This window comes from Rhizobium deserti (assembly GCF_004358025.1).
Lineage (GTDB): Bacteria > Pseudomonadota > Alphaproteobacteria > Rhizobiales > Rhizobiaceae > Neorhizobium > Neorhizobium deserti.
On sequence record NZ_SMTL01000003.1, the window covers coordinates 71,336 to 84,670 of the forward strand.

Sequence of the window (13,335 nt, forward strand, 5' to 3'; positions counted from 1 at the left end):
CCGTGGCTATGATGGGCAATCCGATCAACCCCACCCCGATGTGTCATGCCGAGCAAAAAAGCCAATCCCGCCCCCGCAACCGGCACGGTGCTGAAAGCCGCCGCCGCACAGCCGACTCTTACCTCTCTTCGAGGTGTTGCTGATTGGCGGGAGGCCGCCGCATGGCTGCGGGCACGGGGCATCGAGGATATCGAATGCATCACGCCCGACCTTGCAGGCGTACCGCGCGGCAAGATGATGCCGTCTTCCAAGTTCACCTCGAACACGTCGCTGGCCCTGCCCTCGGCAATCTACCGCCACACCATCTCTGGCGAATATCCGGAAGAGACGGCAAGCTTCCGCTATGAGCCTCGCGACAGCGACCTGAAGCTGGTTCCCGATCTTTCGACACTTTCCGTCGTGCCCTGGGAAACCGATCCGACAGCGCAGGTGATCTGCGACATCGTCGACACCGATGGCAACCGCGTCTCCTATACGCCGCGCAACGTCCTCAGGAACGTCATGAAGCTTTACAGCGACCGCGGCTGGAAGCCGGTCGTGGCGCCGGAAATCGAATTCTACCTGGTCGCCAAGAATGACGATCCGGATTACCCCCTGCATCCCCCGAAGGGACGCTCGGGCCGCTCCATCCTCGGCGGCCAGGGCTATTCCATTGCCGGCATCAACGAATTCGACGAACTGATCGACGACATTTATCACTTTTCGGAAAAGCAGGGCCTCGAGATCGATACGCTCATCCATGAGGAAGGGCCGGCACAGCTGGAAATCAACCTGCGGCACGGCGATCCGATCGAGCTTGCCGACCAGGTCTTCATGTTCAAGCGAACGATCCGGGAAGCGGCACTGAAGCACGGCATCTATGCCACCTTCATGGCCAAACCGATGCAGGGGCAGGCTGGCTCTGCCATGCATATCCACCAATCAGTGGTCGACATCGAGACCGGCCAGAACATTTTCTCCAATCCGGACGGATCAGCCTCCAAGGAGTTCTTCCACTTCATCGGCGGCATGCAGGCCTATGTGCCGAAGACCCTGGCAATGATGGCGCCTTACGTGAATTCCTATCGTCGCCTGACGCCTGACATGTCGGCGCCCGTCAACAATGCCTGGGGCTATGACAACCGCACGACTGCGTTCCGCGTGCCGGTTTCCGACCCCAACGCGCGGCGGGTGGAAAATCGCCTGCCGAGCTCCGATGCCAATCCATACCTTGCGCTTGCCGCGTCTCTCGGTTGCGGCATGATCGGCATCATGAACGCGATCCAGCCGTCTCCGCCGACCGAGGACTCGGCCAATGAGGGCGACATCGATCTGCCGCGCGGTCTTCTCGAAGCCATTTCGCTTCTTGAATCCGACCCGACCCTCGCGGAAGTCTTCAGTCCCGAATTCATCGGTCTTTATGCGGGCGTCAAGCGCGGCGAGTTCGAGACCTTCATGCAGGTCATCAGCCCGTGGGAGCGGGAATTCCTGCTTCTCAACGTGTGAGGGCTTCCATCGTGGATCAGTGGCAAAGCCCGATTGCAACCGGTCTTTCCTGGTATCAGGAAACCGTTGGCGAAAGACCTTCATATCCAGCGCTCGACGGCTCCGGGGCCGTCGACGTCGTCGTCATCGGCGGCGGTTTTACGGGTCTCCAGGCTGCCTATAATCTCGCCGCGTCCGGCGTTACGGTCGCCTTGATCGAAGCCCATCGATTCGGGGACGGAGCCTCGGGGCGCAACGGCGGCCAGATGGGCACCGGGCAGCGATGGTGGCCGGAAGATCTGGAAAAGGAGCTGGGCTATGAGCGCTCGAGGGCGCTTTTCGACATGGCCGAGAATGCCAAGCGCCATCTGCTCCAGTTCGCGGAAACCCAAGGCATCGACATGGATTACATGCCGGGCCAGATGAATGTGTCGCACAAACGGGGGCACGAGAAGGAATACCGGGCCAATGCCGAGATTGCGGCAGAACGCTATGGCTATGGGCATCTCGCCTTCATGGATGCCCGCGAAACAGCCGACCGACTGGGAACCCGGGACTATTATTGCGGTGTGCGGGATCTGGGGACCGGGCATATCCATCCCCTCAAGCTGCTGGTGGGGCTGGCGCGGGTGGCTCATGGCGCCGGTGCCGAGCTTTACGAGATGACCAAGGCCACGGCCATTCGCCGCTCCGGCGGGAAGATCATGGTCGACACGCCCTCAGGCACACTAACGGCAGACCGGGTTCTGATTGCCACCAATGCGTATATCGGTGAGCTCGAGCCGATCACTGCGGCGCATATCATGCCGATCGGCTCGTTCATTGCGGCCACAGCTCCGCTCGACGATTTTCCCAGCATCATTCCGGGCGGCGAAGCCGTCTGCGATTCGCGGTTCGTGGTGCGGTATTTCCGCAAGTCGCGTGACAACCGCCTTCTGTTTGGTGGTCGCGAAGTCTATTCGTCGAAAAATCCGGCGGATACGGCCGAAGCGATACGGCAGCAGATCGTCGAGACCTATCCGGCCTTGAAGAATATCCCCGTGACGCATGCATGGGGCGGCAATGTGGGCATTACCATGCCGCGCCAGCCTTTCGTGCGCGAGGTCATGCCCGGCGTCACCTCGATCGGCGGCTATTCGGGCCACGGCGTCATGTTGTCAAATTATTGCGGCAAACTTTATGCAGAGATGCTGACGGGAAACGCAACCGAGCTCGAACAACTTTCACAGCTTGCCATTCCGCCTTTTCCAGGAGGCCGCCGCATGCGCAGCCCTCTGCTTTTCCTTGCCCTTACCTGGTTTGCGCTTCGCGACAGGTTGTGACAAGGCCAGGTCTTTACCAAAGCTCGGAATCAAATCCGGGCTAGCACTTTTAAATCGATTAGCATAAACATGCCCTCAACCTTGCAAGATGAAAGAACAGCGATGAGCAGCCAGATCATCCCAGTTGAAGCCTTTGATTGCGTCGTATTCGGCGGCACCGGCGACCTCGCGGAGCGTAAGCTTCTGCCAGCGCTTTACCACCGGCAGATCGAAGGACAATTCACCGAACCGACCCGTATCATCGGTGCGTCACGCAGCACGCTCTCGCATGAGGAATACCGCAAATTTGCCGAGGACGCTTTGAAGGAGCATCTCAAGAAAGGCGAATATGACGAGGCGGAGGTTCAGAAATTCTGCCAGCGGATCTACTATGTTCCGGTCGATGCTAAGTCTGACCAGGGCTGGGACGCGCTGAAGACGCTTCTCGATGACGGCGAAGACCGCATCCGTGTCTTCTACCTTGCCGTTGCTCCCGGTATCTTCGGCGCGATCTCGGAAAAGATCCGCGACCACAATCTGATCACCAAAACGACCCGCATCGTTGTCGAAAAGCCGATCGGCCGCGATCTTGCCTCGGCGCTGGACCTCAACGACACGATCGGCCGGGTCTTCCGCGAGGAACAGATCTACCGTATCGACCATTACCTGGGCAAGGAAACGGTCCAGAACCTGATGGCTCTGCGGTTCGCCAATGCGCTTTACGAGCCACTCTGGAATGCCGATCATATCGACCATGTGCAGATCACGGTTGCTGAATCGGTCGGGCTTGAAGGCCGTGCCGGATATTACGACACCGCCGGCGCGCTGCGCGACATGGTCCAGAACCACATCATGCAGCTCGTCTGCCTGGTGGCCATGGAAGTTCCCTCTTCTATGAATTCGGAAGCCGTGCGCGACGAGAAGCTCAAGGTGCTGCGCGCCCTGAAGCCGATCACCGAAAGCAATGTCGAGCAGATGACCGTGCGCGGCCAGTACCGTGCCGGCGCCTCCGCGGGCGGCCCGGTCAAGGGCTATCTCGAGGAACTGGAAGGCGGCGTTTCCAACACCGAGACCTTTGTCGCCATCAAAGCCGAGATCGGCAATTGGCGCTGGGCCGGCGTTCCCTTTTATATCCGCACCGGGAAGCGGCTTGCGCAGCGCATGTCGGAAATCGTGATCACCTTCAAGCAGGTGCCGCACAATATCTTCGACAATGCTGCCGGACGCATTGCTGCCAACCAGTTGATCATCCGCCTGCAGCCTGACGAAGGGGTCAAGCAGTCGCTGATGATCAAGGATCCGGGTCCTGGCGGCATGCGCCTGCGCAACGTTTCGCTGGACATGAGCTTTGCAGCCGCCTTTGCGGTTCGTAGCCCCGATGCCTACGAGCGCCTGCTGATGGATACCATCCGCGCCAACCAGACGCTGTTCATGCGCCGCGACGAAGTGGAAGCCGCATGGCGCTGGGTCGATCCGATCCTCAAGGGATGGGAAGCAACCGGCCAGATCGCGCAGGGCTATACGGCCGGCACATGGGGACCGAGCCAGGCCATCGCGCTGATCGAACGCGACGGTCGCACCTGGCATGAAGGCTGAGCGGCTGATGACGGTGCATATGCATGAATATCCCGATGCCGCAGCTCTCGCCGCCGCTCTGGCGGACGAGGTTTCAGTACGGCTTGCCGCTGCGATCGAGGATCGAGGATCAGCCTCAATCGCTGTTTCCGGCGGATCGACACCCAAACGCTTCTTTGAAACGCTGTCCGGCCGCGACATCGCCTGGAGCAAGGTGACAGTGACGCTGGTCGACGAACGTTTCGTGCCGCCGGACAGCGACCGCTCGAACCATCTGCTGGTCAAGACGCATCTGCTGAAGGACAAGGCGGCCAATGCCGCCTTCGTTCCCCTTTATTACGACACTCCCACGATTGACGACGCAGCTGCGATAGCGACGGAAAAGACGGCCGATATCGGCACGCCTTTCGACGTCGCCATCCTCGGCATGGGCGGGGACGGCCATACGGCTTCCTTCTTCCCGCGCGGCAGCAATCTCGCGCGAGCACTGGATCTTTCCGGTCCTCGCGGCGTGCTGACGATGCAGGCCGACGGAGCGGGCGAAGAACGCCTGACCTTTTCCTTTGCGAGCTTGGCAGATGCGCGTTTCCTCGCCCTTCACATCGAGGGCAAGGGCAAGAAAGACGTGCTCAATCAAGCCATGGCTGGATCCGACGAAACCGAGATGCCGATCCGTGCGGTTCTGAAACGCGCCCAATCGCCGCTCGATATCTACTGGGCGCCCTGAGGCGCCAGACGCGCCGGCGTTGCGAAACGCCGGCATTGCGACAACGCACAATCCCGGTGGCTCGAAGGCCTTATCCAAGGTCAACGGCCTTTCCCGCCGGGATTGGCCAGAAAAGGATAAATCATGGCCGCCCATTCCAGCATCGAGGCGATTACCGCCCGCATCGTCGAGCGTTCGAAGCCACAGCGCGAAGCCTATCTCGAGCGCGTGCGCCGGGCCGCTACCCGCGGACCTCACCGCACCACCTTGTCATGCGGCAACCTCGCCCATGGCTTCGCGGTCTGTTCCCCCGCCGAGAAGGATGCGCTGGCAGGCGATGTCGTGCCCAATCTCGGCATCATCACCGCCTATAACGACATGCTGTCGGCCCACCAGCCCTATGAGACCTTTCCGCAGATCATCCGCGACGCGGCGCGCCAGGCAGGCGGCATCGCGCAGGTGGCTGGCGGCGTACCGGCCATGTGCGACGGCGTGACCCAGGGACAGCCGGGCATGGAGCTGTCGCTGTTTTCACGCGACGCGATCGCCATGGCGGCCGGCATCGGCCTTTCGCACAACATGTTCGACGCCGCCGTCTTCCTGGGCATTTGCGACAAGATCGTTCCGGGGCTGGTGATTGCCGCGCTGAGCTTCGGCCACCTGCCATCCGTCTTCATTCCGGCCGGGCCGATGACCACTGGCCTGCCGAACGATGAGAAGTCGCGCATCCGCCAGCTCTATGCAGAGGGCAAAGTTGGTCGCGCCGAACTGCTCGACGCGGAATCCAAATCCTATCACGGTCCCGGAACCTGCACTTTCTACGGCACGGCCAATTCCAACCAGATGCTGATGGAGATCATGGGCTTCCACCTGCCCGGCGCCTCCTTTGTCAATCCCGGCACGCCGCTGCGCGAAGCACTGACCCGCGAAGCCGCCAAACGGGCGCTGGCGATCACGGCACTCGGCAACGAGTTCACGCCGGCTGGTGAGATGATCGATGAACGCTCTGTGGTCAATGGCGTCGTCGGCCTGCATGCCACGGGTGGCTCGACCAATCACACCCTGCATCTGGTCGCCATGGCCCGCGCTGCCGGCATTCTCCTGACCTGGCAGGATATTTCCGAACTTTCCGATGTCGTGCCGCTGCTGGCGCGCGTTTATCCCAATGGATTGGCCGACGTGAACCATTTCCATGCGGCCGGCGGCATGGGTTTCCTGATCAAGCAGCTGCTGCGCCAAGGGCTGGTGCATGATGACGTGCGCACCGTCTTCGGCCATGGGCTGGAAGCCTATACGGTCGAAGCCAAGCTCGACGGCAATGGCCAGGTGGTACGTGAATTCGTGCCCGACGAGAGTGGTGATCCGAAAGTGCTGGCCTCCATCGACTGTCCCTTCCAGCCGACCGGCGGGCTCAAGATGCTGACCGGCAATATCGGCAAGGGCGTGATCAAGATTTCGGCGGTGAAGCCGGAGCGGCATGTGATCGAAGCGCCGGCTGTGGTTTTCCATGACCAGCAGGAGCTGCAGGAAGCCTTCAAGCGCGGCGAGCTCAACAAGGATTTCATTGCCGTCGTGCGCTTCCAGGGGCCGAAGGCGAACGGCATGCCGGAACTGCACCGGCTGACACCGCCGCTCGGCGTGCTGCAGGACCGCGGCTACAAGGTGGCGCTTGTCACCGACGGACGCATGTCGGGCGCATCCGGCAAGGTGCCGGCGGCGATCCACCTGACGCCGGAAGCGTGCGACGGCGGTCCGATCGCCAAGATCAGGGACGGCGACATGATCCGCCTGGATGCCGTGGCGGGCACGATCGAGGTTCTGATGGACGCTGCGGAGTTTGCAGGGCGCGCCGCCGCGATCGCAGATCTCTCGGAAAATGAGTACGGCATGGGCCGCGAGCTGTTTGCCGCCTTCCGCCGCAACGCCGGCCCCGCCGACCAGGGCGCCAGCGTCTTCGCCTGATTGAGAAAGGGCGGCACTTGGCCGCCCTACTACGCTAACACAGGCCGTAAGTCTCACCAGGCCCGGACGTCGAGTGTTCGGTCGCGGTGGTTCGGATGGGTCGAGAAGACGAAGATGCGGTTCATCTCCTTCTGCGTCATCAGGCGCAGAAAGCGGACGTCGATCGTGTTGTTGGCGTTGACCTTCATCAACAGGCAACCGACCTTCATGATGCGGGCATCGGGTATGTCGAGGTAGAATTGCTGCGGCAGGGCATATTGCGTCAGCAGGCTGAGCACCGCGCCGCTCATCGAGATTTTCACGACGTCGCAACGCCGCTGCGCCATGTTGAGGATCGCTTTTTCCGTATACTCGATCCGTCCCGCATTCATTGTGTCTTCCATCTTGAACCGCTGCTCGCGGTCGTACATGAAAGACTCTTCCTTGTTCAAAAAGTGATTTTTACCACCAGGCGCCGCACTCACGACTTTGCCTCCTATATTTATGCAGCAAGCCTAGTCCCCGAAGTTTAACAGAGCGTTGGCCCGTCTCGATTTGAGACAAACGGCGCACCGCATCAGTAATACGTAGTGAATGCCTCGTTAGCGTTCATTAGCGATATGTCTGACCTGCATCGTCGAAGAGGTGAAGCTTAGCGGGATCGGCCGAAAAGCGAACGGCATCCCCCTTCTTGACGTGGAGGGTCCCCGGCATCTTGGCGATGAGCGGCTCCTGCCCAGGCTTTCCTTCCAGATAAACAAGGGTCACCTCTCCCAGCGCCTCGACGAGCAGAACATTGCCTTCTAGGAGATAATCCTCGCCCGATGCAGGCGAAAGATCCTCCGGCCGCACTCCGAAGCTGACGGATTTGCCTTTCTCCGAGGCGCCCGTCCGGATCGGCACGCGCACCGTGCGACCGCCTCCAAGAGTAATGGTCGTCGCCTCGCCGGTCTCGGCCACCGTTGCCGGGATGATGTTCATTGCAGGTGACCCTATGAACCGCGCGACGAACAGGTTCTTCGGGCGCTCATAAAGCTCCAGCGGCGGCCCCACCTGTTCGATGCGCCCCGCTGAAAGTACAACGATCCGATCGGCGAGCGTCATCGCCTCGACCTGGTCATGCGTCACATAGATCATCGTCGTGTCCGGCATCTGCTCCTTGAGCTTGGCGATCTCGATCCGGGTCGCCACCCGCAGCGCCGCATCGAGATTGGACAGCGGTTCGTCGAACAGGAAGACTTTCGGATCGCGGCAAATGGCCCGGCCGATCGCAACGCGCTGGCGCTGGCCGCCTGAAAGAGCCTTTGGCAGTCGATCAAGATAAGCCGTCAGCTGGAGGATATCGGCGGCAGCGCGCACGCGCCGGTCGATTTCCTCCTTGCTTTCATGGGCGATCCGCATGCCAAAGGCCATGTTGTCGTAGACCGTCATGTGCGGGTAAAGGGCATAGGACTGAAAGACCATGGCAATGCCGCGCTTCGACGGCGGCACCCCGTTGACCATCTGCCCGTCTATGAACATCTCGCCGGAGGTGATGCTTTCGAGCCCGGCGATCATCCGCAGCAGCGTCGATTTCCCGCAGCCGGAAGGGCCGACAAAGACCACGAACTCACCCTGAGTGATTTCCAGATCAATGCCATGCAATACCCGAATTTGACCATAAGCCTTTCGGATCTCCTTCAGGGTCACGCCTGTCATGATTTTCCTCCTAACCGCCCTTGACCGAACCGGCCAGCAGACCCCGCACGAGATATCGCTGCAGACCGAAAAACACGGCGATCGGCACAATGATCGTAACAAATGCCGAGGCCGAGAGGATTTCCCATTTGCCGCCCATCGATCCCAGAAGCGCGTTAAGCGCGCCGGTCAGGACCAGTTGGTCCTTGCCGGTTCCCAGGAAGACCATGGCCACCAGAAGATCGTTCCAGGTCCAAAGGAACTGGAAGATGGAGAAGGATGCGAGTGCGGGAAAAGAAAGCGGCAGCACGATCTTCAGGAAAATCTCGAAATCACTGGCGCCGTCCACGCGAGCGGATTCGATGATCTCTTTCGGCAGCCCGGCAATGTAGTTGCGCAGCAGGTAGATCGCGAGTGGCATGCCGAAGGCGGAATGGGCCAGCCAAACCCCCACATAGCTACGCGACGGCAGGCCGAAGAAGGCACCCACATCATTATACATTTTCAGCAATGGGATCAGGGACATCTGCAGCGGCACGACCATCAGGCCGATGATCAGCGCGATGATCAGCCCGCGTCCGGGAAACTCCATCCACGATAGCGCATATGCGGCAAATGCTGAAATCAGGATCGGTATGATCGTCGACGGAATGGCGACGGTCAGCGAGTTGATGAAGGATTGGCCGATGCCTTGGGAGGTCAGCACCGTGCGGTAGTTTTCCGTCGTGAAGGACGGCGGCGTGGCCGTCGTGAGGTAGATGCGTTTTCCCCTGTCACCTCCGAAGGGCGCGTTCTTGATATAGGTATAGGAGCCATCCTCGTTGACGGTCAGGCTCTCGCCTTCGCCGAGATCGGCGGTCTGGCCGGCCGGAAATTCGGAAGGCGCCGCGACACGGGTACCGAATGACTGGACCTGGCCTTGCTGCCCTTCAGTGAAGACAGAGCCGGAAATGATGAAGTTCGCGCCCCCCTGGCGCGCGGTCGCAGCGTCGGCGAGCCGGACAGCGCTGGTTTGCGACGATCCGGTCAGCGCCGTCCACCAGCCGGAAGACGCGATCTGCTGGGGCTCGCGGAAGGAGGTGACAAGGAGGCCGAAGGTCGGAACGAGCCAGAGAAGGCAGATCAGCAAGACGGAGAGATGAACGAGAAGGCGGGGCAGGCCGATCCGGCGCAGGCTGACGGCAGGGTTCATCTCAGCGGCCTCCGCTTTCCTGGTTGGCCTGGCGGATATTCCAGATCATGATTGGTGTGACCGCCGCCATGATGACGAGCGCGACGACGGCCGCGCGGCCGGAATCTCCCCCGCCCCGGAACATCCAGTCGAACATGAGATTGGCGAGCACCATGGTGTTCCACTGACCGTTGGTCATGGTGAGCACGATATCGAACACCTTGAGAACGAGGATGGTGATGGTGGTCCAGACGACGGCGATCGTGCCCCAGACCTGCGGCACCATGATCTTCCAGAAGATCTGCCAGCCATTGGCACCGTCGATCACGGCCGCTTCGACGGTTTCTTCCGGAATGCCGCGCAGAGCAGCCGACAGGATGACCATGGCGAAACCGGTTTGGATCCAGATCAGGATCACCATCAAGAAGAAGTTGTTCCAGAAGGGCATGGAGATCCAGACCTGCGGGTCGCCGCCGAAGAACTGCACGATGGCATTGAGAAGACCGATCTGCGTTTCCTTGCCACCCCGGTATTCGTAGACGAACTTCCAGATGACGGAGGCGCCGACGAAGGAGATCGCCATGGGCATGAAGATCAGGCTTTTGGCGATATTGCCCCACCAGATGCGATCGGTGAGCACCGCGATCACCAAGCCGAAAAAGGTGCAGGCAGCCGGGACGACGGCGAGCCACAGGATGTTGTTGAGGATCGACTGGCGGAACTGGGCATCCGACACGGCCCAGCTGTAGTTGGCGGCACCGACAAAAGCCGTACCCGAGCGATCGTAGAATGACAGGATGAACGTGGCGATGACCGGATAGACGAGATAGACGCCGAGGAGGATCAGCGCCGGTCCCAGGAACAGCCAGGGGCGCACCGCCGCCCGGCGATTGAGGTTGATCGAGGCGCCGCGTACATCACCTTCACGTACCGGAAAGACGAGCTGCAGAAGCTTGTCGGAAAACCAGTAGTAAAGTGCGCAGACGAAAACACCGGCAATGACGACGCCGACGGCCGATACGAGCTGCGATATCATAACCCCTCCTCCTACGCTTGGACCGACACCCTCCCCGGCCGCACACAGCCAGGGGCAATAACCGCGACCTCTCCCGACGCAGCTATTTCAACCCGTCCCAAGCCTTCTGGATATCGGTCGCGACGGTCTTTGCATCCTTGCCGCCGACATAATCGATCATTCCCGTCCAAAAGGCCCCGGCGCCGATCTTGCCCGGCATCAGATCAGAGGCATCGAATCGGAAGGTGGTGGCGGATGTCAGGATTTCTCCCTGCTTCTTCAGCGGCTCGTTGGCGTAGGCTTCCGGGTTGACGCCCTTGTAAGGGGTAAGGAAGGCGGCCTGCGCCATCCAGACCTCGTGAGCGATCGGCGTTTTCAGGAAGTCGATAAAGGCTTTGGCAGCCGGAGAATCCTTGGTGATGGCAATAATGGTGCCTGCGCCCAGCACCGGCGTTCCGAGCTCAGGTTTTGCCGCATAGGTCGGCATGTAGAAGAAATCGGCATCCGTCCCGAGCTTCTTGTCCGGCGGAAAGAAGGAAGAGATGAACGATGCCTGGTGGTGCAGATAGCATTTCGGCGGAATGTCGAACATGCCCTTGGGGCTGTCGCGGAAGTCAGTGGAAGCGACTGCAGCAGCGCCGCCGCTCACATATTTATCATTCTTGGCGAACTTGCCGAATTCCTCGATCGCGCCGACAACTGCGGGATCGTCGAACTTGATCTCGTTCTTCACCCATTTGTCGTAGGTTTCGGCGGGCTGGGTATGCAGCATCATGTCTTCGACCCAGTCGGTTGCCGGCCATCCCGTCGCGCCGCCGGATCCCAAGCCGATGCACCACGGAACGCCGCCATCTTCTACAATCTGGTCGCTGAGCTTCAGCAGGTCTTCCATAGTCTTGGGGACTTCGTATCCTGCTTCCTCAAAGTTTTCGGGAACATACCAGACGAGAGACTTGAGATCGGCCTTGTAGGGGAAGCCATAGAACTGGTCCTTGCCGTCCTTGCCCTTGTAAACGCCGTAGCCGGCCCAGCTTTCGCCGGCACCATAGTTCTTTTTGACCCAGTCTTCCGTTTCCTGGCCGAGCGGCGTCAGGAAGCCTTTCGCAGCGAGATCTGCGAGCAGGCCAGGCTGCGGTATAATGGCGATATTGGGAGGCGAGCCCGCCTGCGTATCGATGACGATCTGCTGCTCGTAGTTTTCCGAGGAGGAATAGCGGCCATTGGCACCGGTGGCGGCATTGAAATAGGCAAGCACGCTGTTGAAGAGGACTTCGTCTTCGCCGCGCCAGGGGCCGAACAAGGTCAGGCTCTCGCCTTTGATATCGGTGTGCCCGGCCTTAAACTCCTCGTAGCTCTTCCAGTTGAAGCGGGCGTCCTGCCCCGGTGGGAACTTGAGCTCCTGGGCACCAGCGCTTGCTGCAATCAGAGCAGCAACGGCCGTCCCGATCCACAATGATACCTTCATCGATCCATCCTCCCCATCAAGGCTGTTCATCCGCCTGAATGGTGCCGCTGGAACACGGCTACCGGATAGAGATTTAAGGCGCTTGCGGAGGAGTCAAGGGCCGCTCCGCTAGCGCCTGTCGATAGGCATCAGAAGCGCGGGGCCGGTTTTCCGGCGGCGCGATAGGCAGCAATCACGGTATTGGCCATCAACATGGCGATGGTCATCGGACCGACACCGCCCGGCACCGGCGTAATTGCGCCGGCAATGGGGGAAACTTCGGCAAAGGCGACATCTCCCACCAACCGGGACTTGCCTTCGCCAGCAACGCGGTTGATGCCGACATCGATGATTGTCGCGCCAGGCTTCACCCAGTCGGCCTTGACCATTTGCGGCCGACCGACCGCGGCAACCAGGATATCCGCATCGCGGCAGACCGCGGCAAGATCCTTGGTCTTCGAATGAGCCACGGTCACCGTCGCATTGGCTGCCAAAAGCAGAAGCGCCATCGGCTTGCCGAACAGGTTGGAGCGTCCGATCACCACGGCGTTCAGACCCGAAAGGTCATCACCATGGATGCGCTTGACGAGAAGCATAGCGCCGGCCGGCGTGCAGGAGATCAGGCCCGTCGAAAGATCGCCCGTGGCAATCTTGCCGGCATTCACCACACTCAGCCCGTCCACATCCTTTTCGGGCGAGATCGACTGGATGACCGGTTCGGCTTTGAGATGCTTCGGCAGCGGAAGCTGCACCAATATGCCGTGAATAGCCGGATCGGCGTTGAGTTCAGCCACCAGCTTTTCAAGATCCTGCTGGGTGGTTTTTTGCGGCAGGCTGTGCTGGATGGAGTTGAAGCCGCACTGCTTGGCCATCTTGCTCTTGGAATTGACATAGGCGTGGCTGGCCGGATCGTCGCCGACGATAACAACGGCCAGGCCCGGCTTCACCCCTGTCGATCGTTCGAGAGAGCCCGTCGCTTCGCTCACGGCCGCCGTTACGGATGAAGCCGCTTCTTTGCCATCGATTACCACTGACATACGC

The 13,335-nt window shown here is 60.4% G+C and carries 11 protein-coding genes; 5 read left to right on the forward strand and 6 right to left on the reverse strand.

The features are described 5' to 3' along the window. The first annotated feature begins 45 nt into the window (after positions 1-45). The 5 genes from E2F50_RS12425 (at position 46) to edd (ending at position 7,008) form a co-directional block, all read left to right on the forward strand. Entirely contained in the window at positions 46-1,485 is a 1,440-nt protein-coding gene (locus E2F50_RS12425) for a glutamine synthetase family protein (protein WP_133316492.1), read from the forward strand. Between the two features lie 11 nt (positions 1,486-1,496). Next, complete coding sequence (locus E2F50_RS12430; protein ID WP_133316493.1) at positions 1,497-2,786, forward strand: NAD(P)/FAD-dependent oxidoreductase; 1,290 nt, start codon at positions 1,497-1,499, stop codon at positions 2,784-2,786. Positions 2,787-2,888: 102 nt separating this feature from the next. Beyond that, positions 2,889-4,361 carry a glucose-6-phosphate dehydrogenase gene (gene zwf, locus E2F50_RS12435; protein ID WP_133316494.1) on the forward strand — a complete coding sequence of 491 codons (1,473 nt, stop codon included), beginning with the start codon at positions 2,889-2,891 and terminating at the stop codon, positions 4,359-4,361. A 7-nt stretch (positions 4,362-4,368) separates the two neighbouring features. Next, positions 4,369-5,067: a 6-phosphogluconolactonase gene (gene pgl, locus E2F50_RS12440; RefSeq protein ID WP_133316495.1), complete on the forward strand. Its 699-nt coding sequence runs from the start codon at positions 4,369-4,371 to the stop codon at positions 5,065-5,067. A 123-nt stretch (positions 5,068-5,190) separates the two neighbouring features. Further along, positions 5,191-7,008, forward strand: coding sequence for a phosphogluconate dehydratase (gene edd / locus E2F50_RS12445; protein WP_133316496.1), 1,818 nt, complete (start codon positions 5,191-5,193; stop codon positions 7,006-7,008). Positions 7,009-7,061: 53 nt separating this feature from the next. Here the strand turns inward: edd and E2F50_RS12450 are convergent, their stop codons facing one another. From E2F50_RS12450 to folD, 6 genes are all read right to left on the reverse strand, one after another. Continuing rightward, a complete protein-coding gene (locus tag E2F50_RS12450; RefSeq protein WP_133316497.1) occupies positions 7,062-7,418 on the reverse strand; it encodes a hypothetical protein in 357 nt (118 codons plus the stop codon). Positions 7,419-7,599: 181 nt separating this feature from the next. Continuing rightward, positions 7,600-8,685 carry an ABC transporter ATP-binding protein gene (locus E2F50_RS12455; RefSeq protein ID WP_133316498.1) on the reverse strand — a complete coding sequence of 362 codons (1,086 nt, stop codon included), beginning with the start codon at positions 8,683-8,685 and terminating at the stop codon, positions 7,600-7,602. Positions 8,686-8,695: 10 nt separating this feature from the next. Further along, a complete protein-coding gene (locus E2F50_RS12460; protein ID WP_133316499.1) occupies positions 8,696-9,856 on the reverse strand; it encodes a carbohydrate ABC transporter permease in 1,161 nt (386 codons plus the stop codon). Position 9,857: 1 nt separating this feature from the next. Continuing rightward, the gene (locus E2F50_RS12465; protein ID WP_133316500.1) at positions 9,858-10,871 is read right to left on the reverse strand and encodes a carbohydrate ABC transporter permease; all 1,014 of its coding nucleotides are present in this window, start codon (positions 10,869-10,871) and stop codon (positions 9,858-9,860) included. A gap of 82 nt (positions 10,872-10,953) precedes the next feature. Next, positions 10,954-12,315 carry an ABC transporter substrate-binding protein gene (locus E2F50_RS12470; protein WP_133316501.1) on the reverse strand — a complete coding sequence of 454 codons (1,362 nt, stop codon included), beginning with the start codon at positions 12,313-12,315 and terminating at the stop codon, positions 10,954-10,956. A gap of 128 nt (positions 12,316-12,443) precedes the next feature. Further along, complete coding sequence (gene folD / locus E2F50_RS12475) at positions 12,444-13,331, reverse strand: bifunctional methylenetetrahydrofolate dehydrogenase/methenyltetrahydrofolate cyclohydrolase FolD (RefSeq protein ID WP_133316502.1); 888 nt, start codon at positions 13,329-13,331, stop codon at positions 12,444-12,446. Between the last annotated feature and the right edge of the window lie 4 nt (positions 13,332-13,335).

What these genes read in the sequence shown, in the direction of transcription:
- E2F50_RS12425 (WP_133316492.1), top strand. Translation starts at nt 46, where the DNA reads ATGCCGAGCAAAAAAGCCAATCCCGCCCCCGCAACCGGCACGGTGCTG.
- zwf (WP_133316494.1), top strand. Translation starts at nt 2,889, where the DNA reads ATGAGCAGCCAGATCATCCCAGTTGAAGCCTTTGATTGCGTCGTATTC.
- pgl (WP_133316495.1), top strand. Translation starts at nt 4,369, where the DNA reads ATGACGGTGCATATGCATGAATATCCCGATGCCGCAGCTCTCGCCGCC.
- edd (WP_133316496.1), top strand. Translation starts at nt 5,191, where the DNA reads ATGGCCGCCCATTCCAGCATCGAGGCGATTACCGCCCGCATCGTCGAG.
- E2F50_RS12450 (WP_133316497.1), bottom strand. Translation starts at nt 7,418, where the DNA reads ATGTACGACCGCGAGCAGCGGTTCAAGATGGAAGACACAATGAATGCG.
- E2F50_RS12455 (WP_133316498.1), bottom strand. Translation starts at nt 8,685, where the DNA reads ATGACAGGCGTGACCCTGAAGGAGATCCGAAAGGCTTATGGTCAAATT.
- E2F50_RS12460 (WP_133316499.1), bottom strand. Translation starts at nt 9,856, where the DNA reads ATGAACCCTGCCGTCAGCCTGCGCCGGATCGGCCTGCCCCGCCTTCTC.
- E2F50_RS12465 (WP_133316500.1), bottom strand. Translation starts at nt 10,871, where the DNA reads ATGATATCGCAGCTCGTATCGGCCGTCGGCGTCGTCATTGCCGGTGTT.
- E2F50_RS12470 (WP_133316501.1), bottom strand. Translation starts at nt 12,315, where the DNA reads ATGAAGGTATCATTGTGGATCGGGACGGCCGTTGCTGCTCTGATTGCA.
- folD (WP_133316502.1), bottom strand. Translation starts at nt 13,331, where the DNA reads ATGTCAGTGGTAATCGATGGCAAAGAAGCGGCTTCATCCGTAACGGCG.